Source organism: Achromobacter pestifer (assembly GCF_902859625.1).
GTDB classification, from domain to species: Bacteria; Pseudomonadota; Gammaproteobacteria; order Burkholderiales; family Burkholderiaceae_B; genus Achromobacter; species Achromobacter pestifer.
Map to the genome: position 1 here is coordinate 146,779 of NZ_CADIJX010000007.1, position 20,290 is coordinate 167,068.

A 20,290-nucleotide genomic window follows, 5' to 3' on the forward strand; every position below is an offset into this window, starting at 1 on the left:
TCCCGGTCGGCCGCGCTTATTGCGTGGCAAGACTCGGCAGGATGCCGATGCGATCCGACACCAGTTGCACGGCGTTCAAGGCGCTTTGCCGATCAGGGTAGGGACCAATCCTGACCCGGTACAGGTTGTTGGATTGTTCCACCTGGGCGGGGGGAGCCCCCGCCGCGCCCAACTGCGAATTGATGCGGGCGACCAGGGATTGGGCGTTGGCCGGCTGGCTGAACGCGCCCACTTGGAGATAGACATTGCCAACGCCGCCAGAGGGCGCCTGACGCACGGGCGCGGAACCGGGCGCGGGGCCCGGCAGCGGCTCGGCGGTCAATGCGATGGGCAAGGCGGCCACTGGCGCCACCACTGGCAGCGATCCCGTGGCGGATACCGGTTCGGGCGCCGCTCCGGCCGGGGTGCCTTGCGAGGCCAGGCGCCGGATCTCGTCTTGCTGGATGCTTTCCACGACCACCTGACCGCTTCCCGGCCCGATGATGCCCAGCTTGTACGCCGCGACGTAGGACAGGTCCATGATCCGGTCGCTATGGAATGGCCCGCGGTCGTTCACCCGCACGATGATGGTTTTGCCGTTGACCAGGCTGGTGACACGCGCGTAGCTGGGAATCGGCAGCGTCGTGTGGGCGGCCGTCATGGCATACATGTCGTAGGACTCGCCGATCGACGTGGAATTGCCATGGAATTTCTTGCCGTACCAGGACGCAGTGCCGCGCTGCTTGTACGGCTGGCCGCTGGTGTCGGGCACATAGCGCTGACCGAACACCACATAGGGCCGGTTGGCGCCGCTGGCGTAGGGTTCGATGCGAGGCACCGCGTCGGGCACCTGGTCCAGGTTGGACGGCGGATTGGCGTCCGGGCCGTCGTCCTTGTAATAACCGCCGCCCTTCTTGCGTCCACCGGTGGAGGAGCAGCCGGCCACGGCAATGGCCAGCAACAGCATCAGGATCAGGTGTAGCGGGCGGGACAGGGTCATGCGGATTCGGCGGGTAGTTGGTTGCGATGGCGGACCAGCAAGGGGTCGTGGTCGGCAAAGCGCAGCGCCAACTGTTCGACCACATAGACAGAACGGTGTTGGCCGCCGGTGCAGCCGATCGCCACGGTCAGATAGTTGCGGGTGTCTTGCGTGTACATCGGCAGCCAGCGGTTCAGGAAGCCGGCGATGTCGTCGATCATCAAGCCGACCTGTTCGTATCCGGCCAGCCAGGCGGCCACGGGCTCGTCACGGCCAGTCAGCGGACGCAGGTTGCGGTCGTAATGCGGGTTGGGCAGGCAACGCACGTCAAAGACCAGATCGGCGTCGCCAGGCACGCCGCGCTTGTAGGCGAAGGACTCGAACGTCAGCACCAGGGGCGCGCGGTCGGCTTTGATCAGGTCTCGGACCCACGCGCGCAACTGGCCGGGCGTCAGGTCCGACGTGTCGATCACATGTTCTTGTTCGCGCAGCGGCGCCAGCAGCTCGCGTTCCAGCGCAATGCAGTCAGTCAGCGATGGCGGTGTGCCGCCGCGTTGCAGGCGGTCGGTCAGCGGATGGCGGCGGCGGGATTCGGAATAGCGCTGCACCAGCGTGGAAGTGTTGGCGTCCAGGAAGACCACGCGCAGGCTGGTGCCCATGGCGCGCAGGGCCGTGACCACATCGGGCAGCTCCGCCAGTTCACCCGGTGACCGGACGTCAATGGCGACGGCGACGCGCTCCAGGCCTTCGTCGCGCGCGTTGGCGATGAACTCGGTCAGGAACCGGACAGGCAGGTTGTCGACGCAGGTGTAGCTGGCGTCCTCAAGCATGCGTAGGGCAACGGATTTGCCTGAACCAGAGATGCCGGTGACAAGGACAACTTTCAACATGGACATGATTGTGGCACGCTTTTCCAGGACGATGCCGGCGGGTTGGCATCTGATATGGCCGTAAACTGGGAATCTGCGCCTGTACCGTTTCGTCTGCCCTGGCGTAAGCTTGGGGCCGGATACTTGATCGATTCACTTACGCGCCCCGCCGTTATGCGTTTGGGGGATTGGAATTCGACCTAGATGTTAGCCCTCATTTCGTTTTGTAGTGTTTCACTGCCGCGGTTTGGGGCGATTTTCCGCGTGATGATGACGGCCGTTGTTGCCTTTATGGCAACGTCGGCAGTGGCGCAACCTGCTCCCCCCGGCACCTTGCGGCCCGACACCATAGCCGCCCGGGTTGCCGCCTGTACGGCCTGTCATGGCGCGCAGGGCAGGGCCGGCACCGACGGCTACTACCCGCGCCTGGCCGGCAAACCGCAGGACTACCTGTACCACCAACTGCTGAATTTCCGCGACGACCGGCGTCAGTACCGCCCCATGGCGCATCTGCTGGCCGGCTTGCCAGACGACTATCTGCGCGAGATGGCCGCGTATTTTTCCGAACAGCATGTGCCGTATCCGCCGCCCGTGCGTGCGGAGGTGTCCAGCGCCACGATGGAAGCAGGACGGACGCTGGCGCTGCACGGCGACGCCGCACGAGGTCTGCCCGCCTGTGCCGCCTGTCACGGCGCTGCGCTCAGTGGCGTGATGCCGGCTATCCCAGGGCTGCTGGGCTTGCCCCGTGACTACATCGGTTCGCAGATCGGCAGTTGGAAGAACGGCTTGCGGCGCGCTGCCGCGCCAGACTGCATGGCGGACATCGCCGACACGCTCACCCCTACCGACATCGGCGCCCTGGCGGCCTGGTTGTCGTCGCAACCCGTCGTCGAGCCCTATGTGGCCGAGCCCGCCGGATCGCTGCGCCTGCCCGCCGAATGCGGCAGCCAGGCGCAACGCTGACAGGGGCCCCCATGAAACTGCTGAAAAAACTCTTGTGCGTCCTGCTGTTGGCAGGGGTCGCCGCCGTGGGTGGCCTGTATTGGCTGGGCACGCGCGATGACACCAGTACCGGGCCCGTCGCGGCGCCGGCCGACGCCTCCACCTTGATTGAACGCGGGCGCTACCTGGCGCTGGCGGGCAATTGCATGGCCTGCCATACCAGCCGGGGCGGCAAGGCGCTGGCAGGTGGCACGCCGATTCCAACGCCGTTTGGCACCGTCTTCGGCCCCAACCTCACCCCTGATGACAAGACCGGCATAGGCACCTGGACTGCCGATGATTTCTGGCAGGCGCTGCACAATGGCAAGTCCAAGGACGGTACGCTGCTGTATCCGGCTTTTCCGTACACGGAATACACCCGCGTCACACGCGCCGACGCCGACGCCCTGTATGCCTACCTGCGCAGCGTGGCGCCCGTCAGCCAACCCAACCGCCCGCCTGAACTGGACTTTCCGTATGACCAGCGCGCCTTGCTGGCCGCGTGGCGCGCGCTGTATTTCAAACCGGGTGTGCAGGAAGCGGACCCGAGCCAGTCGGTGCAATGGAACCGCGGGCGCTACCTGGTCGATGGCTTGGGGCATTGCGCCGCCTGCCATACGCCACGCAACAGCCTGGGCGCGACGCGCGCATCGGACTCACTGACCGGCGGCGTCATCCCGGTGCTGGACTGGTACGCGCCGCCGCTCACCAATGACATGCAAACCGGCATGGGTCGCTGGACGGCGGCGGATATTGCTGCCTTGCTCAAGACGGGCATTTCCGCGCATTCCAGCGCCAGTGGTCCGATGGCCGAAGTGGTGCTGGGCAGCACGCAGCACCTGACCGATGATGATGCGCTGGCGATTGGCGTCTACATCAAGTCGTTGCCCGCCACGCCGGCGTCCACGCCCCGGCAGAAGACAGCGGCCGCACCGGCCGCGATGGAACTGGGCGGCAAGATCTACAGTCAGCAATGCGCGCAATGCCATCAGTCGAAGGGCGAGGGCAGTGGCACGGCCTGGCCCGCGCTGGCGGGCAATCCTACCGTGACGGCGCCGTCTCCGGTCAACGTGATACGCATGGTGCTGGACGGCGGCTATGCGCCGGCGACGGCGGCGAATCCCCGCCCACATGGGATGCCGCCGTTCGGACAGATCCTGAACGACAACGATATCGCCATGCTGGTGTCCTACTTGCGCAACAGCTGGGGCAACGAGGCCGGCAGTGTCACCGCGCTTGAGGTCAAGCGGGCGCGCGCGGCGTCGACGTTGAACTGACGCTGGCTTGGTGTGGGCGGGTGGCTTGCGCACAGGCCTGCCGCGCCAATTCACCCAGCACGCGAATGGCGGCGTCTTGGGCGGCATCCCAGGGGTGGCCGTAGTTCAGGCGCAAGGCGCTGGCAAACTGGCCGCTGGCCGAAAATATCGGGCCAGGCGCCACGCTGATTCCGCGCGCCAGCGCATCACGGTGCAGCGTCAGCGCATCCACCGCCGCAGGTAACTCCAACCACAGGAAGAAGCCGCCTTGAGGGCGGGTCACCCGCGTGCCAGCGGGAAACGCATGCGCAATCGCATCGGCCATGCGTTCCTGCTGCGCTTGCAGTGTTTCGCGCAAGCGGCGCAGATGGCGGTCGTAGCCGCCTTGCTCCAGGTATTCGGCGATTGCGCCCTGTGCAGGGCCGGACGCCGACAAGGTGGACGATAGTTTCAGGCGCTGGACGCGCTGCGCGTAGCGGCCGGCGGATGCCCAGCCGATGCGGTAGCCCGGGGCCAGGCATTTCGAGAACGACGAGCAATGCAGCACCAGCCCGTGCTTGTCGAACGCCTTGGCGGGCACTGGCCGCGCGGCGCCGAAATAGAGTTCGCCGTAGACGTCGTCTTCGATCAACGGGATTTCGTGACGTGCCAGCAATTCGACCAGTTGCCGCTTGCTGTCGTCGGGCATCAGGCTGCCCAGCGGGTTCTGGAATTGCGTCATCAACCAGCAGGCCTTGGGCGCGTGCCGCAAGATGGCGGCTTCCATTGCGTTCAGGTCGATGCCGGTGCGTGGATGGGTCGGCACTTCCAGCGCCTTCAAACCTTGTCGTTCAAGCGCCTGCAAGGCGCCATAGAACGTGGGGGCTTCGACGATCACGGTGTCGCCCGGTTGCGTGACCGCTTGCAGGCACAGGTTCAGCGCTTCCAGCGCGCCATTGGTGACCACGATATCGCTGGCGGGCACGTTGATGCCGCCAATCAGGTAGCGCAGCGCGATCTGCCGGCGCAGGCCAGGATTGCCGGGGCTCAGGTCCTCGACGGTATCCAGCGGGTTCTGACGCTTCAGGTGCGCGGCCATCGCTTGCGCCAGACGCGGCAGCGGAAACAGCAGAGGCGAGGGGAAGGCGGACCCCAGCGGCGTGACGTCGCGGTTGCGCACGGACCCCAGGATGTCGAAGATGCGTTCGCTGATCGCGAGTTCGGTGGATTCGCCGCCGGGGCAAGAGGCGCCCGGTTCTGGCGGCAGGGATTCCGCGGGAGCATGGACGTAGTAGCCCGAGCGTGGCTGGGCGCGGATCAGGCCGCGCGCCTCAAGCAGGTAATACGCCTGGAACACCGTGGAGGGGCTGACGCCCCGAGCGGCGCAGGCGTCGCGCACCGATGGCAGCTTGTCGCCCACGCGCAATACGCCGTCGCGGATCGACTTGGCGATCTCGGCGGCCAGGGTTTCGTACAGGCTCACGGTGCCGCGTGGCGACGCGCGTTCATTTGCTGCTTTGCAGGATCGCCATGGCCTGGCGTTCCATGAACTCGCCCAGCGTATCGATACCGCGCAGTTTGAGTATCGTATTGCGCACGGCGGCTTCGACCAGCACCGCCAGATTGCGGCCGGCGGCCACTTGCAGCATCACCTTGCGCACGGGCAGGCCCAGCATGTCTTGCGTGATGTCTTGCAGCGGCAGGCGTTCAAACTTGTCCTGCGCCGTGGCGCGCACCAGGTGCACGATCAGCTTCAGGCGCATTTTCCGGCGCACCGAGGTTTCGCCGAAGATGGTGCGGATGTCGAGCAAGCCCAGCCCGCGCACTTCCAGCAGGTTCTGCAGCAACTGCGGGCAATGGCCTTCGATCATGTTGGGGGCGGTGCGTGAGAATTCCACGGCATCATCGGCCACCAGGCCGTGCCCGCGCGAGATCAGTTCCAGTGCCAGTTCGCTTTTGCCCAGGCCCGATTCGCCGGTGATCAGCACGCCCAGGCCCAGCACGTCCAGGAATACGCCGTGCACCGTCGTAGTGGGCGCAAGCTTCTTGCCCAGGTAGATGCGCAGCAAGTCAATCAACTGCGCGGCGGCGACCGGCGTGGACAGCAGCGGCACTTGATGCTGATCGCACTGGTCGACCAGATCTTGCGGCGGCGTCAGGCCGTCCGCCAGCAGAATCGCGGGCACGCCGCCGATCAGCAGCTCGTCCATGTGGTGCATGCGGCGGCGCAGGTCGAAGCGCGTGTAGTACGCCAGTTCTTCCTGCCCGAACACCTGGATGCGCGACGGGTGGATCAGGTTCAGGTGGCCGACCAGGTCAGCCGCCGCCATGCCGTCATCGGGAATCGCGCGATCCGCGGCCCCTTGGCCCGATATCCAGTTGAAAGGGATTTTGTCGGCGTTGTCGTCGACGAGTTCCTGCACCGTGAGCATGGCAGCGTTTCCGCGGGTGGAAGTCAGAGTTGGCCGGTCGTGAGCATCTTGTGGACGATGGCCGGGTCGGCCTCCGTGGCCAGGGCTTCGCGCAATGCCTTGTTCGACATGAGTTGAGCGAGTTCGGCCAGGATGTCCAGGTGCTGCTGAGTGGCCGTTTCCGGCACAAGCAGACAGAGCAGCATCGATACCGGTTGCCCATCGGGCGCGTCAAAGGTGATCGGCTGAGCCAGGCGGATGAATGCCGCCAGCGCTTGCTCCAACCCCTTCACGCGGCCGTGAGGAACGGCGACGCCCTGCCCAAGGGCAGTGGAGCCTAGACGTTCCCGGGCAAACAGGCTGTCGAACACGAGCGCGCGTGCCAAGCCATGGTTGTTTTCGAAAAGAAGGCCAGCTTGTTCGAATGCTCGTTTCTTGCTCGTGGCGAGCATATCGAGCACGACGTTGCCGGCGGGCAGGATGCGCGACAAATGATTCATCGGATCATTATATGGTTATATGACGCAGTGCAATAAATTGGCCTCGCGACGCGCCCATTGCGTGGGCGGCCGACGGCACGACAAGAGCGACAGCATAGACTGATCGCACCAGATTGTGGGCATTCCGCGTCGGCAAGCCGTCCTTAAACGCCGGATTCGGTGCGAAAAGGCCCAAAAAAGCAGGACGCAACGACAACTGGCCGACGGGGCCGGATATTCGGGGACAAAGCTTGTGGGGGAGTGATGCAGGAGGGGCAGTGCGGGGAGTTTGCCGATGCCCCGGCTGGACTGACGTCTAGCGGGACACCGGGACTTAGGCAGGATTTTTACAATCGCTGTTTAGCTTGATCACGCAGGGCGAGTGATCATGAAGCGCATTACTGCTGGGGTGGCGAAAGGCTCGCCGCTTGCCGCTTCACGGACTCCGCTGTGTGACTTCGTACCTTGTCCTTGTGCTTGATGACCTGACGGTCGACTTTGTCAGCAAGAAGGTCTATGGCTGCATAGAGATTTTCATCGGTTGCTTCACAATGAATGTCCTTACCGCTTAGACGCATGGTGATTTCGGCTCTATGCCGCAGGGGCTCTACCGAGAGCATGACCTGGGTATCGATGACGTGATCGAAATGCCGCAGCACTCGCGCCAATTTGTTCATGACATATTCCCGGATTGCCGGGGTGACGTCGAGGTGACGACCGCAGATGCTCAGGTTCATAGTGTGCTCTCCTTCTAAAAGAGAAAAATGGGTGCGCAAAATGCGCGGTGAGGTCGTTAGGCGTTCTCCTTGATTGGGTGGGTTCGTTAAGTACTAGTGTATAGACTCGGGCCGATAAAACAAGCTGACCTAGCGCAAGAACATGGCATTTTTATGGCGGAGTCCCTGGGGTGTATCCGCCCTTGCCCGCAGGGGGGCTAGGGGTCTTCCCCAGGGGGGGGCTGTTACATGCGGAAGTGCTCGCCCAGATAGACGCGGCGCACGGCCGGATCACCCACGATTTCGTCGGGATGGCCGTCGGTCAACACCTTGCCCTCGCTGATGATGTAGGCGCGGTCGCAGATGCCCAGCGTCTCGCGCACGTTGTGGTCAGTGATCAGCACGCCGATGCCGCGGCCCTTGAGGAAACGGACGATGCGCTGGATTTCGATGACGGCAATGGGGTCCACGCCGGCGAACGGTTCGTCCAGCAGGATGAAGCGGGGGCTGGTGGCCAGCGCGCGCGCGATTTCCACGCGGCGGCGTTCGCCGCCCGACAACGAAATCGCGGCGTTGCTGCGGATGTGGCCAATCTGGAGTTCTTCCAGCAAGGCCTCCATCTGCTCGTTGATCTTGGGGGTGGAAAGCGGGCGTCCGTCGGGGCCGACCTGTAGTTCCAGCACGGCGCGGATGTTCTGTTCCACCGTCAGCCGGCGGAACACGGAAGCGTCCTGCGGCAGATACGACAGGCCCATGCGAGCCCGCTTGTGGATCGGCATCGACGTGATGACGGAACCGTCGATCTCAATGCGGCCGGCGTCGGCGGGCACCAGGCCCACGATCATGTAGAAGCTGGTGGTCTTGCCGGCGCCGTTGGGGCCGAGCAGGCCAACCACTTCACCGCTGACCACGGACAGGGACACATCCTGCACCACGGTTCGGCCGTTATAGGTCTTGCGCAAACCGGTTGCGCGCAGGCTGCCCTGCTTGACCCCCGAGGGGGTGGAGGTCACGGGTGTCGGCACAGAGGGTTGGTTCATCGTGGCTGCGTGTGGTGTTGCATGGGAGGGGCGGCTTAGCGCCCTTTCTTGGCGGCTTGCTGCTTGCGGCATTCGGCGACGGCGGCGTCCGACTTGGCGCGCGGTTCGGCAACCGAGCGCACCCGGCCACCCGCCGCTGCGGAATTGGGGCCGCCCTGGGCTTCGTAGGTGCCGGTTTTCTCGTTGTAGCGTACCCGGTCGCCGCGAATCGTGTCGAACGGTTTTCCACAGACGTAACGGATCACGACGGCTTGGCCGATCAGGTCAAAGGTGCTTTTGGTGCCGTCGTATTCGGCGCGCAGGCCCTTGCCTTCGATCAGCTCGAAGGTGTCCGGCCGTTCCTGGCGGATGGTCACGACTTTGCCCTTGTTGGCGGTGGCCGTGCCGTACTGGCCGCCCTGGGCGTCTTCATGCATTTCCAGCGTGTCGGACGTCAAGGTCATCAGGCCGCGCGTCATGTTGACGTTGCCGGTGAAGACGCTTTGTTTCTTGACGTCGTCGTAGTGCAGCGTGTCCGACAGGATCAGCGTGCTGGGCTCTTCAGCAGGCGTGGCGGCCTTGCTGGCACCGGCTGCCGGCTTGGCGGCGGCGTCCTGCGCGTGGGCGGGCATCAGCGCCGAGGCCGTCAGCAGGACGGCGCCAAGCAGGCGGGTCGTCGGGGCAAGGAGAGTCCGGATGTCGGTCATGGTTTCTTTTGGTCAGTGTTGTTAGCGGGTATCTCGGTGCGGCGTTGCTGTTTGCCTTCGGCACCGGAGATCTCAACGTCCGTCGACGCTGATACCTGCAATTGGCGTGTTTTGTTGTTGTAGTGCATGCCCTTGCCGTTCATGCGCGAACGGCCCTTGATCACTTCGGCGGGCAAATCGGTGAAGACCACGTCTTCGTCCGGCAGGATGATCAGTTGCTGGCTGCGCACGTCCAGCATGTCGTTGTTGGCGTCGGGTTGACGATGCACGTAGGCATCGCCGTTCATGACGATGCGCTTGCCGCCTTGCTCCATCACCGCGGTCTTCGAGACGCCCACCGTGATCGGGTTGGTTTCGCGCTGGCCCACCGCACGGGGCGCGACGATGTGATAAGAATCATCGTCCGGAAAGTGTTCCGCGTATTCGCCTTCCAGCCGGTTGATGGGGCGCCCCGACGGATCCGTGCGCAACATCACGAAATTGCGCGACCAGGCGTCCATTTCGTGCGTGATGCGGCGCGGCGGGTCCACCTGGATGGCGCGTTGCGCGTAATCGGCCGCCCACCACGAGCTGGTGACCAGCACCAGCAGCAGGAACAACGCGATCAGTGAAGGGAAACGTTCTTTCATCAGGTTCGCCGCAGGGGCGTAATGGGGGTCGAAAAGTTCATTGAATGGCGCCCGGGCCGAGCAGGCCCGGCGCCGCCAGGAACGCGCCCAGGCGCCCCTGTGACGCTAGCAGCAGATCGCAGCATTCGCGTACCGCGCCGCTGCCGCCAGCTTGCGTCGAGACCCAGTGGGCCGCCTGGCTGACATAGCCGGGCGCATTCGGCACGCTGGCCGCGAAGCCCGCGCGCTGCATGGCCGGCAGGTCGATGATGTCATCGCCCATATAGCCGGTCTGGTTAAGTTGGACACCCGTGCGCTGCGCAAGTTCTGCCAGGGCCGACCCCTTGTCACGAACCCCTTGCATGACTTCCGCGATACCCAGTTCGGCGGCGCGACGCGCCACGATGGGGCCCGAACGGCCCGTCATCAGCGCAACCGTCAGCCCGCCTTCCATCAGCAGGCGCAAGCCATGACCGTCCAGCGCGTTGAAGCGCTTTTGCAGTTCGCCGCTTTCGCCATAGTAAAGGCTGCCGTCGGTCAGTACGCCGTCGACGTCGAACACCATCAGGCGTACCGCTGCGGCGCGGTCGCGCACGGTGGCGGGAATGCGGGCAAGGACCAGCGCTTCGGCCGGGTGAGTCACGGAAGCAGGAAGATTCATAGTCATACCACTTTAGCGGCCATCAAATCATGCATGTGCAAGGCGCCGAGCAGCGCGCCGTCATCGTCCAGCACCAGCATCTGGTTGAGCCGTTGCTCGTCCATCTGCTGGGCGGCCTCGACGGCAAGCGCATCGGGGTTGATGCTGCGTGGCGACCGGGTCATGCCGGCCTCCACGGTCAGACTGCGGATATCGCCGTGTCGGGCGATCAGACGGCGCAAGTCGCCGTCAGTGAAGATGCCTAGCGGCCGGTGCTGGGCGTCGGTCACGACCGTCATGCCCATGCCTTTGGCGGACATGACTTCCAGCGCCTGCGACACGGGAGTGCCCGCCAGCACGATCGGCAGGGCATTGCCCTGGCGCATCACGTCGCGCACATGGGTCAACAGGCGGCGGCCAAGGGCGCCACCGGGATGCGACCGGGCAAAGTCCTGCGGGCCGAAGCCGCGTGCTTCCAGGCAGGCGACCGCCAGGGCGTCGCCCAGGGCCAGCGCGGCCGTGGTGCTGGCGGTGGGCGCCAGGTTCAGCGGGCAGGCCTCTTTGGCCACGCTGCCGTCCAGGTGCACGTCGGCGAGCAAGGCCAGTTCCGATTGGGGGTTGCCGGTGATCGCCACCAGCTTGGCGCCCATGCGGCGCGCGACGGGCAAGATGGTCAGCAGTTCTTGGCCGGCGCCCGAATACGAGATGGCGATGACCACGTCGTCCTGCGTGATCATGCCCAGGTCGCCATGCACGGCTTCCGCGGCATGCACAAAGAATGCGGGCGTGCCGGTCGAGGCGAACGTTGCCGCGATCTTGCGGGCGATGTGGCCTGTCTTGCCGATGCCGGTGACGACCACGCGGCCGCGGCACGCCAGCAGCAGCGCGACGACCTGAGTGAAGGTGTCGTCCAGCCGGGCGGACAGGTCCAGCAGACCCTGACTTTCGATTTGCAACGTTCTGCGCGCAGATGCCAGCGCGGTATCGGACGATGTGATGGGATGATCAGTCATGCGGGGATTTTAATATCAGTGTGCGGGTTTGCCCCGAGCAGGGGGGTATGGCATCCTGGCGGCTCATTTCAATGGCTTTCAATCCTTCTATCCAGGCCCGCTCCATGTCCAGCATTTCCAGTCCCGTCCTTGGCACGCCCCTGTCCCCCCTGGCCACCCGAGTCATGCTGCTCGGGTCTGGCGAATTGGGCAAAGAGGTCATCATTGCCCTGCAAAGGCTGGGCGTGGAAGTCATTGCGGTGGATCGGTATGCCGACGCGCCCGGCCATCAAGTGGCGCATCGGGCGCATGTGGTCTCCATGACCGACGCGGATGCCCTGAAAAAGATCATCGAACAGGAACGGCCGCACGTTATTGTCCCCGAAATCGAGGCCATTGCCACCAGTTTGCTGGTGGAGCTGGAAGCGGCCGGCGTGGCGCGGGTGACCCCGACCGCCCGTGCGGCCCAACTGACCATGAACCGCGAAGGCATCCGCCGCCTGGCAGCCGAGACCCTGGGCCTGCCGACGTCCCCCTACCAGTTTGTCGACACCGAAGAAGAGCTGCGCGCCGCCATCGATGGCGGCATTGGCTACCCCTGCGTCATCAAGCCGGTCATGTCCTCGTCGGGCAAGGGCCAGTCGGTGATCAAAAGCGCGGACGACGTGGCGGCTTCCTGGCGCTATGCCCAGGAAGGCGGCCGGGTTGGCGGCGGCCGGGCCATTGTTGAAGGCTTCATCCGCTTTGATTACGAAATCACCCTGTTGACCGTTCGCGCCCGGGGCGCCGACGGCAAGGTGGACACCCGCTATTGCGAGCCCATCGGCCATAAGCAGGTGGACGGTGACTACGTGGAAAGCTGGCAGCCGCACCCCATGTCGCCCGCCGCGCTTACCCGCGCACGGGAAATCGCCCTGGCGGTGACGTCCGACCTGGGCGGGCTGGGCATCTTCGGCGTCGAGCTCTTCGTGGCCGGCGATCAGGTCTGGTTCTCGGAAGTCAGCCCGCGCCCGCATGACACCGGCATGGTCACCATGATCACCCAGGCTCAGAACGAATTTGAACTGCATGCCCGGGCGCTGTTGGGGCTGCCGGTGGACACCAGCCTGCGCCAGCCGGGCGCCAGCAGCGTTATCTATGGCGGGGTGGATGCCGCCGCCGTGTCGTTCCACAACGTGGCGGAAGCGCTGACCGAGTCCGGCACGGACATCCGCCTGTTCGGCAAGCCCGAATCCTTCGTCAAGCGCCGCATGGGTGTGGCTCTGGCCGTCGCCGATGACGTGGCGGCCGCCCGGGCCAAAGCGAAGCGGGTGTCCGCCGCCGTCACCGTCAAAGCGGGCTGACCCCAGCCGGGAATAGCCCGGCCCTATTTAATTCTCAACGGCGCTTCGGGGCCGTTCGCAGCCACCCGCCCCACGGCCGGTGGCTGTTTGCATTGGGTGCCGCTGTTGTGTCCCCATCTGCCGTCCTCTGTCACATCCACGCGGTAAGTTGGTCGCTGGCGCCTTACTGGGCGCCACTTGCTCCATTACCCCTTCCAGCTGTGTGGTTTGCGCTTTCTCACAGTTTGTTCGATAATTCCAGGAATTACTGAAAGCGGTGTGACTGTATGTATCAGTCGGGCCGCCGTCCTGACTTGCTGGCACCGATAACCCATGGTCCTCACTCCTCAAAACGAACGTTTCGTGCTGCACTTTGGCGAAATGGGCAGCCGTTGGGGCGTGAACCGCACCGTCGGCCAGATCTACGCCTTGTTGTTCCTGGCCCCTGAACCGATGCATGCCGACGACATCGCTGAAACCCTGGGGTTTTCGCGTTCAAACGTCAGCCTGGGCCTGAAGGAGTTGCAGTCTTGGCGTCTGGTCAAGCTGATCCATCAAGTGGGCGACCGCCGCGACTACTTCGAGACGCCCAAAGACGTCTGGGAGATCTTCCGCATCCTGATGGAAGAAAAGCGCAAACGCGAAATCAATCCCACGCTTACCTTGCTGCGCGACACCCTGCTGGAGACCCCCTCCGGCCCCAATGACGCCTACGCGCAGCAACGCATGACCGAAATGCTGGAGCTCATCGAACTGTCTTCCGGATGGTTCGATGAGGTTCAACGCCTGCCCCCGGAAACCGTGCAGAAGCTCATGCGATTGGGTTCGCAAGTGCAGAAAGTGCTGGGCTTCGCCGGCAAATTGCGGGGCAAGGGCTAGTGCCCATGCGCCCCGATTTTTCAGGAAACCTCTATGAAGTTGTATCCAACGCCCTTAACATGGCGCGAGAGACGGCCTGGGAACCATGCCGGTTGCCGCGGCACCTCAACTGCTTGGGAGCGCCCCAATGATTGATCTCGACGTCGTAAATCTGTCGCGATTCCAGTTTGCCGCGACCGCGCTTTACCACTTCCTGTTCGTCCCTCTCACGCTAGGCCTGTCGTTCATTCTGGCGATCATGGAAAGCGTCTACGTCATGACCGGCCGCCCCATCTGGAAGCGGATGACGATGTTCTGGGGCACGCTTTTCGGCATCAATTTTGCACTCGGCGTGGCCACCGGCGTGGTGATGGAGTTCCAGTTCGGGATGAACTGGTCCTACTACAGTCATTATGTGGGTGACATCTTCGGTGCGCCGCTGGCGCTGGAAGGGCTGATGGCCTTCTTCCTGGAAGCCACCTTCGTCGGCCTGTTCTTCTTCGGCTGGAACCGCATGTCCAAGGTAGGCCACCTGGCCGTGACCTGGCTGGTGGCGTTCGGCACGAACTTCTCTGCGTTGTGGATCCTGATCGCCAACGGCTGGATGCAGAATCCGGTGGGCGCGATCTTCAATCCCGACACCATGCGCATGGAGATGACCGACTTCGCCGAGGTGATCTTCAACCCGGTGGCGCAAGCCAAGTTCGTGCATACGGTCAGCGCAGGCTACGTCGCGGGCGCCATGTTCGTGATGTCGATCAGCGCCTGGTACTTGCTGAAAGGCCGCCATACCGATCTGGCAAAGCGTTCGATGGCCGTGGCGGCCAGCTTCGGCCTGGCGGGCGCGCTGTCCGTGGTGGTGCTGGGTGACGAAAGCGGTTACCTGACGACGGAACACCAGAAGATGAAGATCGCGGCGATGGAGTCCATGTGGCATACCGAGCCGGCGCCCGCATCCTTCAATCTGATCGCGATCCCCAATCAGGCCGAGCGCAAGAACGACTTCGCGATCGAGATTCCCTACGTGATGGGCATCATCGGCACGCGCTCGTTGACAACCCCGCTGCTGGGCATCGACGACCTGATCCTGCGCGCCGAGAATCGCATCCGCGACGGCATGGTCGCCTACGAGGCATTGCAGAAGATCCGCGCCAATCCGAAGGACACGGACGCGCGCATGGTCTTCGACAAGACCTGGCCCGACCTGGGATACGCCTTGCTGGTCAAGCGCTACCAGGAAGACATGAGCAAAGTCACTGAAGCCGACATCAAGAAGGCCGCGGTCGATACCGTTCCCAATGTGGCGCCGTTGTTCTGGGCGTTCCGCATCATGGTGGCGGTGGGCATGTACCTGATCCTGTTCTTCGGCGTGGCGTTCTGGCTGGCCTCGCGCGGCCGTCTGGATAGTCGCCGAGGCTTGTTGAAGGTGGCGCTCTGGAGCTTGCCATTGCCGTGGGTTGCCATTGAAAGCGGTTGGTTCGTGGCTGAGTACGGCCGCCAGCCCTGGGTGATCGAAGGCGTGCTGCCGACGTACTACGCCGCCTCTGGCCTGACGATCGCGGATCTGGCCATCAGCCTGGCTATCTTCCTGGTGCTGTACACGGTCCTGCTGATCATTGGCGTGAAGGTCATGCTGCACGCCATCAAGGCGGGTCCGAAATCCGATGGGCCGGTGGCGGGCAACGCCGCCGCCGATCCTGTGCGCGCCGCCGTGCGCGCCTGAGGGGGAGAAGCAGATGGATACCCTTATTCCTTTTGACTATGGCACCTTGCGGGTGATCTGGTGGGTGCTGCTGGGCGCCTTGCTCATCGGCTTTGCCGTCATGGATGGCTTTGACCTGGGCGTCGCTGCCTTGCTGCCCGTGGTGGCCAAGACGGACGCCGAGCGTCGCGTGGTGATCAACGTGGTTGGCCCGGTTTGGGAAGGCAACCAGGTCTGGCTGATCACGGCAGGTGGCGCGATTTTTGCCGCCTGGCCCCTGCTGTATGCCGCGTCGTTCTCCGGGTTCTACCTGGCCATGATGCTGGTGCTGATCGCGCTGATCCTGCGTCCCGTGGGCTTCAAGTACCGCAGCAAGATGGAAGGCACACGCTGGCGCAACAGTTGGGATGGCGTGCTGTGTTTCTCGGGCGTGGTGGCCTCGCTGGTGTTTGGCGTGGCGATGGGCAACATCATCCTGGGCGTGCCCTTCACCTTTGACGCCGTGACGTTGCGGCCGATCTACGAAGGACACTTCTATCAGCTGTTCGCGCCGTTCGCCTTGCTGGCCGGCGTGCTCAGCGTGGTGATGCTGGCCATGCATGGCGCCGTCCTGCTGGCTTGGCGCACGGAAGATCCGATCTCGTCGCGCGCCCGCAACTGGGGGCGGCTTGCCGCGCTGCTGACCGCCGCGCTGTTCGCGGCGGGCGGTTTCTGGGTGGCGGGCGGGATTGGCGGTCACACCATCACCAGCGCCGTGAACATGGCGGGTCCGTCCGACCCGATGCTCAAGACCGTTACCGTGCAAACGGGCGCGTGGATGGCCAACTATGCCACCTGGCCGTTGATGTGGATCGCGCCCGCGCTGGGCGTGGCAGGCGCGCTGCTGGTGGTGTTGCTGCTGACCGTGCGCGCCAACGTGTTGGCGTTCCTGGCGTCCGCGGCATCGATTGCCGGCGTGATCCTGACGGTGGGCTTTTCACTGTTCCCGTTCATCATGCCGTCTTCGACCAAGCCGCAGGCCGGCCTGACCATCTGGGACGGTTCGTCCAGCCATCTGACGCTGTGGATCATGGTGATTGCCGTGGCCATCTTCCTGCCGCTCGTGACGCTCTACACCGCCTGGGTGTACCGGGTGATGCGTGGCAAGGTCACCCATGAATCCGTGGGCGACACGCCCAACTCATACTAATAGGAGCCTCCACCATGTGGTATTTCTCGTGGATACTCGGTTTGGGTCTGGCATGCGCCTTCGCCATCCTCAATGCAATGTGGTTTGAGCTGCGTGAAGGTCATTCGCATGACCCGCGCGCCAACCGTGACGACGAGTGAGCGGCGGCGCTAGCAGCCTAGAGCACGATCCTTCGGCCAGTTTGCAGAAACCGCCGCGCGAGCAGTCGCGGTGGTTGATGGCGCTTGCCAAGGCGGCCAGGCTTCCCTTGATGCTGGCGGGCGCCGCCCCGCTGGTAAGCGGCGCCTTGCTGGTCGTGCAGGCGTGGCTGCTGGCCAGCGTGCTGGATGCCGCCATCGTGCGTCAGGTGCCGCGCCAGGAACTGCTGGCCGGCATCCTGGGCATCGCGGCGCTGATGCTGTTGCGCGCCTGTATCACCTGGGCGGGCGAGCGAGCGGGCGCCGATGCGGCTGAACGCATCAAGCGCCACGTACGCCAGTCGTTGTTTGCCCGGCTGGTTGCCAAAGGCCCTTACTGGAGCCGGGGCAAGGCGTCTGGTGAACTGGCCAGCGCGGTCGTGGATCAAGTCGAGGCCTTGGATGGCTTCTTCGCCAAATACCTGCCGGCAATGGCGGCCGCCGCGATGTTGCCGGTAGCGTTCTCGGTCTTGCTATTGCCGGTGGACGTGATCGCCGGTCTGGTGCTGCTGATCACCGCGCCGCTGATTCCGCTGTTCATGGCGCTGGTGGGGTGGGGCGCGCAAGGCGCCAGCCGCCGCCATCTGCGTGCGTTTGCCCGATTGTCCGGCTTCTTTGCCGACCGGCTGCGCGGATTGTCCACGCTGAAGCTGTATGGCCGCGCAGAAGCCGAGGCGGAGTCCGTGGTGGCCGCCAGCGATGCACTGCGCCAGCGCACGATGTCGGTGCTGCGCATCGCGTTTCTGTCGTCCGCGGTGCTGGAGTTTTTCGCCGCGCTGGGCGTGGCTGGCGTGGCCGTGTACATCGGCCTGACCTATCTGGGGTTTCTCGACGTGCGGTGGTCTCCCCTGACCTTGCAAGCGGGTCTGTTCTGTTTGCTGATGGCGCCGGAAGTCTATGCGCCACTACGCCAGTTTGCCGCGCATTATCACGACCGCGCCACGGCGCTGGCGGCGGTGACGCAGATCGCCGTGTTGTTCGATGGCCTGCCGCAGGACGCCGCCGTGGCGCAGCATGTGACCACGCAGCAGGCTTCTGTCGTGCCGGCATCCGGGGCGGGCGCGCGGGTCGATGTCAAGGCGTTGGGCGTGACCGCGCCGGGGCGCGGCCTGGTCATTTTGGCCGACGCCGCGCTGACGCTGGCGGCGGGCGAACACGTGGCGCTGATGGGCCCCAGCGGCATCGGAAAGTCCACGCTGATCGAAGCCATTGCCCGACTGCGGCCGTTTGATGGCGACGTGCGTATCGACGGCGTGCCGTTGGCCGATTGGGATGAAGCCGCGTTGCGCGGGCGGGTGGCGCTGATCGGGCAAAAGCCACAATTGCTGGCGGGATCGATCGCCGACAACATCCGGCTGGGCCGTCCCGGCGCCTCGGATGCCGACGTGCGGGAAGCTGCCCGTCGCGCCTGCGTGCTGGAATTCGCGGCGGCCTTGCCGCAAGGCCTGGACACCCTGCTGGGCAGTCGGGGCCATGGCTTGTCGGGCGGGCAGGCGCAGCGCGTGGCGCTGGCGCGGCTATTCCTGCGCGATCCCGGGCTGATCCTGCTGGATGAGCCCACGGCGCATTTGGACGAGGCGACGCAAGCCCGCGTGCTGGACGAGATCCTGGCATTTTCCGCGGGCCGTACCTTGCTGCTTGCGACGCATTCTCCGGGTGTCGCGGCCCGGTTCGACCGCATCCTGCGGGTGGCGCACGGAAAAGTGGAAGACGCATGAAGAACCTGTTGCTGCTCGCGCCTTTGTATGCGCGTCGTAAAGGCGGGCTTTTACTCGCATTGTTTTGTGCGCTGGCGACGGTTGCGGCAGGCGTCGGGCTGCTGGGCGTGTCCGGTTGGTTCTTGACGGGGGCGGCCCTGGCGGGGGCGGGCGGTATGTTCAACCTGTTCGCACCATCCGCCTTGGTGCGCGGCTTGTCCTTCCTGCGTATCGTGTCGCGTTATGCCGACCGCGTTGTGGGCCATTCGGCCACGTTGCGCCTGCTGGCGGATCTGCGCGCCACGGTGTTCGGGGCGTTGATCCGTTTGACCCCTCGCCAGTTGGCGAAGTATCGCAGCGGTGATCTGGTGGCGCGCATGACGGGCGACGTGGATGCGCTGGATACCGTCTTCCTGTTCGTTCTGGCGCCTTTGGCCACCGCCATCCTGGGTGGGGCGGTACTGACGGCGGTGCTGGGCATGTGGGTGCCGGCCGCCGCGTTGGCGTTTGCGCTGGCCTTGTTGACCGCTTGTGTCCTGGTGCCCTGGTGGCTGCTGCGTGCGGCGCGCAAACCCGGCGCCGCTGCCCAGGAAAGCGCGGCCGGGCTGCGCGCGGCGACGCTGGACGCGGTGGATGGCCATGCGGATATGGTGGCGTTGCATGCGCAGGCGCCAACCGCCGCGCATTTTGAACAACTGTGCGAGGCCAGTGCGCTGGCGCGTCGCAGCCAGGCCCGAGTGGCCGCGCGGGGGCAATGGTTCCTGCAAGTTGCGGCGGGTGTGTCGGTGTTGGCATTGCTGTGGTTTGGTCTGGGGACGCATGAGGCGGGGCAGATAGCAGGCCCGGTCTTGGTGGGCCTGTTGCTGGCCGTCATCGGCATTTTTGAAGTCGCAGGCCCGATCATGCGCGGCGCGTCCCGCATGGGGTCAGCCCTGTCGGCCGCCGCGCGGATCGGTGAAGTGACGCAAAGCCAGCCCGATATGCAGGATCCCGCCCGGCCGTGCGTATTGCCGGCCAGCGGTGCGCTGGTGCTTGCCGGCGTGCAGTTCCGCTATCCGGCACGCGGGGAGGGCGCCGCCCCGGCGGTGCTGGAAGGCATCGATCTGCGGGTGGAACCCGGCGAGCGCATCGCCATCCTGGGCGCCAGCGGCGTGGGCAAGTCCACCCTGCTGCATCTGATCCTGCGCCTGGAAGACCCGCAAGCCGGGCATGTGCGCTTTGCCGGCTGCGACGCGCGCGATTGCGCGCAAGCCGATTGGCATCGGCGCATCGCCCTGTTGTCGCAGGACGCGCCTGTCTTCCTGGGCACGTTGCGCACCAATCTGCTGATTGGCGACCCGCAAGCGGATGACGCGGCCCTATGGCGCGCGCTGGACGCTGCAAGACTGGGTGATTTCGTGCGGGGCTTGCCTGACGGGCTGGATACCTGGGCGGGAGAAACCGGCTCGCAGTTGTCGGCGGGGCAGGCGCGTCGCTTGTGCCTGGCGCGGGCGTTGCTGTCGCCAGCGGCCGTCATTGTGCTGGACGAGCCCACCGCCGGCCTGGACGCGGCGGCGCAAGCCGACTTCTTCAACGACCTGGAACGTGCCGTACGGGGACGCACGGTCGTGCTGGCCACGCACGCGGCATTGCCCCCCGGCGCGGTGGATCGCTGCTATGAATTGCGCAATGCGCGCTTACATGACTTGTCACCAGCGGCAATCCTGGCTTAAGCGCGGTGGCAAGGTTATA

Annotated in this window: 20 protein-coding genes; 9 read left to right on the forward strand and 11 right to left on the reverse strand. The window is 64.8% G+C overall.

The features are described from left to right. Positions 1–16 precede the first annotated feature (16 nt). Together HV753_RS24135 and rapZ are read right to left on the reverse strand one after the other, a co-directional pair. On the reverse strand, positions 17–979 hold the full coding sequence (locus HV753_RS24135) for a septal ring lytic transglycosylase RlpA family protein (RefSeq protein ID WP_175177115.1): 963 nt from the start codon (positions 977–979) through the stop codon (positions 17–19). Further along, positions 976–1,848, reverse strand: a complete 873-nt coding sequence (rapZ, locus tag HV753_RS24140; RefSeq protein ID WP_175177258.1) for an RNase adapter RapZ — start codon at positions 1,846–1,848, stop codon at positions 976–978. The genes HV753_RS24135 and rapZ overlap by 4 nt, the downstream gene beginning before the upstream one ends. Before the next feature lie 183 nt (positions 1,849–2,031). On the opposite strand from rapZ, the gene HV753_RS24145 reads away from it, so the two are divergent. Next, the gene (locus HV753_RS24145) at positions 2,032–2,790 is read left to right on the forward strand and encodes a c-type cytochrome (RefSeq protein ID WP_175177116.1); all 759 of its coding nucleotides are present in this window, start codon (positions 2,032–2,034) and stop codon (positions 2,788–2,790) included. Positions 2,791–2,801: 11 nt separating this feature from the next. After that, positions 2,802–4,085, forward strand: coding sequence for a cytochrome c (locus HV753_RS24150; RefSeq protein ID WP_175177117.1), 1,284 nt, complete (start codon positions 2,802–2,804; stop codon positions 4,083–4,085). Here the strand turns inward: HV753_RS24150 and HV753_RS24155 are convergent. From HV753_RS24155 to HV753_RS24195, 9 genes are all read right to left on the reverse strand, one after another. Continuing rightward, the gene (locus HV753_RS24155; protein ID WP_175177118.1) at positions 4,051–5,526 is read right to left on the reverse strand and encodes an aminotransferase-like domain-containing protein; all 1,476 of its coding nucleotides are present in this window, start codon (positions 5,524–5,526) and stop codon (positions 4,051–4,053) included. The two genes, HV753_RS24150 and HV753_RS24155, sit on opposite strands and share 35 nt — an antisense overlap. A gap of 22 nt (positions 5,527–5,548) precedes the next feature. Then, positions 5,549–6,475 carry an HPr(Ser) kinase/phosphatase gene (gene hprK / locus HV753_RS24160; protein ID WP_006216298.1) on the reverse strand — a complete coding sequence of 309 codons (927 nt, stop codon included), beginning with the start codon at positions 6,473–6,475 and terminating at the stop codon, positions 5,549–5,551. 23 nt (positions 6,476–6,498) lie between these two features. Further along, the gene (locus HV753_RS24165) at positions 6,499–6,954 is read right to left on the reverse strand and encodes a PTS sugar transporter subunit IIA (protein WP_006224727.1); all 456 of its coding nucleotides are present in this window, start codon (positions 6,952–6,954) and stop codon (positions 6,499–6,501) included. Between the two features lie 377 nt (positions 6,955–7,331). Then, positions 7,332–7,670: a ribosome hibernation-promoting factor, HPF/YfiA family gene (gene hpf / locus HV753_RS24170; RefSeq protein ID WP_025141030.1), complete on the reverse strand. Its 339-nt coding sequence runs from the start codon at positions 7,668–7,670 to the stop codon at positions 7,332–7,334. A 224-nt stretch (positions 7,671–7,894) separates the two neighbouring features. Beyond that, positions 7,895–8,689: an LPS export ABC transporter ATP-binding protein gene (gene lptB, locus HV753_RS24175; protein WP_175177119.1), complete on the reverse strand. Its 795-nt coding sequence runs from the start codon at positions 8,687–8,689 to the stop codon at positions 7,895–7,897. Between the two features lie 35 nt (positions 8,690–8,724). Continuing rightward, complete coding sequence (gene lptA, locus HV753_RS24180) at positions 8,725–9,375, reverse strand: lipopolysaccharide transport periplasmic protein LptA (protein WP_175177120.1); 651 nt, start codon at positions 9,373–9,375, stop codon at positions 8,725–8,727. Next, entirely contained in the window at positions 9,372–10,004 is a 633-nt protein-coding gene (lptC, locus tag HV753_RS24185) for an LPS export ABC transporter periplasmic protein LptC (RefSeq protein ID WP_175177121.1), read from the reverse strand. The genes lptA and lptC overlap by 4 nt, the downstream gene beginning before the upstream one ends. Positions 10,005–10,041: 37 nt before the next feature. Continuing rightward, positions 10,042–10,650, reverse strand: coding sequence for a KdsC family phosphatase (locus HV753_RS24190; protein ID WP_175177122.1), 609 nt, complete (start codon positions 10,648–10,650; stop codon positions 10,042–10,044). Further along, a complete protein-coding gene (locus tag HV753_RS24195) occupies positions 10,647–11,636 on the reverse strand; it encodes a KpsF/GutQ family sugar-phosphate isomerase (protein ID WP_175177123.1) in 990 nt (329 codons plus the stop codon). Before HV753_RS24195 ends, HV753_RS24190 begins: the two co-directional genes overlap by 4 nt. Positions 11,637–11,740: 104 nt before the next feature. Between HV753_RS24195 and purT the strand changes: the two genes are divergently transcribed. The 7 genes from purT (at position 11,741) to cydC (ending at position 20,271) form a co-directional block, all read left to right on the forward strand. After that, positions 11,741–12,958, forward strand: a complete 1,218-nt coding sequence (purT, locus tag HV753_RS24200) for a formate-dependent phosphoribosylglycinamide formyltransferase (RefSeq protein ID WP_175177124.1) — start codon at positions 11,741–11,743, stop codon at positions 12,956–12,958. Between the two features lie 312 nt (positions 12,959–13,270). Further along, the gene (locus HV753_RS24205) at positions 13,271–13,816 is read left to right on the forward strand and encodes a GbsR/MarR family transcriptional regulator (protein WP_175177125.1); all 546 of its coding nucleotides are present in this window, start codon (positions 13,271–13,273) and stop codon (positions 13,814–13,816) included. Between the two features lie 127 nt (positions 13,817–13,943). Then, entirely contained in the window at positions 13,944–15,518 is a 1,575-nt protein-coding gene (locus HV753_RS24210; RefSeq protein WP_175177126.1) for a cytochrome ubiquinol oxidase subunit I, read from the forward strand. A 13-nt stretch (positions 15,519–15,531) separates the two neighbouring features. After that, on the forward strand, positions 15,532–16,686 hold the full coding sequence (cydB, locus tag HV753_RS24215) for a cytochrome d ubiquinol oxidase subunit II (RefSeq protein WP_175177127.1): 1,155 nt from the start codon (positions 15,532–15,534) through the stop codon (positions 16,684–16,686). 14 nt (positions 16,687–16,700) lie between these two features. Next, complete coding sequence (gene cydX, locus HV753_RS24220; RefSeq protein ID WP_175177128.1) at positions 16,701–16,826, forward strand: cytochrome bd-I oxidase subunit CydX; 126 nt, start codon at positions 16,701–16,703, stop codon at positions 16,824–16,826. Between the two features lie 77 nt (positions 16,827–16,903). Continuing rightward, entirely contained in the window at positions 16,904–18,580 is a 1,677-nt protein-coding gene (gene cydD / locus HV753_RS24225) for a thiol reductant ABC exporter subunit CydD (RefSeq protein WP_246288379.1), read from the forward strand. Continuing rightward, on the forward strand, positions 18,577–20,271 hold the full coding sequence (gene cydC, locus HV753_RS24230) for a thiol reductant ABC exporter subunit CydC (protein WP_175177130.1): 1,695 nt from the start codon (positions 18,577–18,579) through the stop codon (positions 20,269–20,271). The genes cydD and cydC overlap by 4 nt, the downstream gene beginning before the upstream one ends. The last annotated feature ends 19 nt before the right edge of the window (positions 20,272–20,290 follow it).

Coding starts and splice junctions, on each gene's coding strand:
- HV753_RS24135 (WP_175177115.1), bottom strand. CDS start 979: ATGACCCTGTCCCGCCCGCTACACCTGATCCTGATGCTGTTGCTGGCC.
- rapZ (WP_175177258.1), bottom strand. CDS start 1,848: ATGTTGAAAGTTGTCCTTGTCACCGGCATCTCTGGTTCAGGCAAATCC.
- HV753_RS24145 (WP_175177116.1), top strand. CDS start 2,032: ATGTTAGCCCTCATTTCGTTTTGTAGTGTTTCACTGCCGCGGTTTGGG.
- HV753_RS24150 (WP_175177117.1), top strand. CDS start 2,802: ATGAAACTGCTGAAAAAACTCTTGTGCGTCCTGCTGTTGGCAGGGGTC.
- hprK (WP_006216298.1), bottom strand. CDS start 6,475: ATGCTCACGGTGCAGGAACTCGTCGACGACAACGCCGACAAAATCCCT.
- HV753_RS24165 (WP_006224727.1), bottom strand. CDS start 6,954: ATGAATCATTTGTCGCGCATCCTGCCCGCCGGCAACGTCGTGCTCGAT.
- hpf (WP_025141030.1), bottom strand. CDS start 7,670: ATGAACCTGAGCATCTGCGGTCGTCACCTCGACGTCACCCCGGCAATC.
- lptB (WP_175177119.1), bottom strand. CDS start 8,689: ATGAACCAACCCTCTGTGCCGACACCCGTGACCTCCACCCCCTCGGGG.
- lptA (WP_175177120.1), bottom strand. CDS start 9,375: ATGACCGACATCCGGACTCTCCTTGCCCCGACGACCCGCCTGCTTGGC.
- lptC (WP_175177121.1), bottom strand. CDS start 10,004: ATGAAAGAACGTTTCCCTTCACTGATCGCGTTGTTCCTGCTGCTGGTG.
- HV753_RS24190 (WP_175177122.1), bottom strand. CDS start 10,650: ATGACTATGAATCTTCCTGCTTCCGTGACTCACCCGGCCGAAGCGCTG.
- HV753_RS24195 (WP_175177123.1), bottom strand. CDS start 11,636: ATGACTGATCATCCCATCACATCGTCCGATACCGCGCTGGCATCTGCG.
- purT (WP_175177124.1), top strand. CDS start 11,741: ATGTCCAGCATTTCCAGTCCCGTCCTTGGCACGCCCCTGTCCCCCCTG.
- HV753_RS24205 (WP_175177125.1), top strand. CDS start 13,271: ATGGTCCTCACTCCTCAAAACGAACGTTTCGTGCTGCACTTTGGCGAA.
- HV753_RS24210 (WP_175177126.1), top strand. CDS start 13,944: ATGATTGATCTCGACGTCGTAAATCTGTCGCGATTCCAGTTTGCCGCG.
- cydB (WP_175177127.1), top strand. CDS start 15,532: ATGGATACCCTTATTCCTTTTGACTATGGCACCTTGCGGGTGATCTGG.
- cydX (WP_175177128.1), top strand. CDS start 16,701: ATGTGGTATTTCTCGTGGATACTCGGTTTGGGTCTGGCATGCGCCTTC.
- cydD (WP_246288379.1), top strand. CDS start 16,904: ATGGCGCTTGCCAAGGCGGCCAGGCTTCCCTTGATGCTGGCGGGCGCC.
- cydC (WP_175177130.1), top strand. CDS start 18,577: ATGAAGAACCTGTTGCTGCTCGCGCCTTTGTATGCGCGTCGTAAAGGC.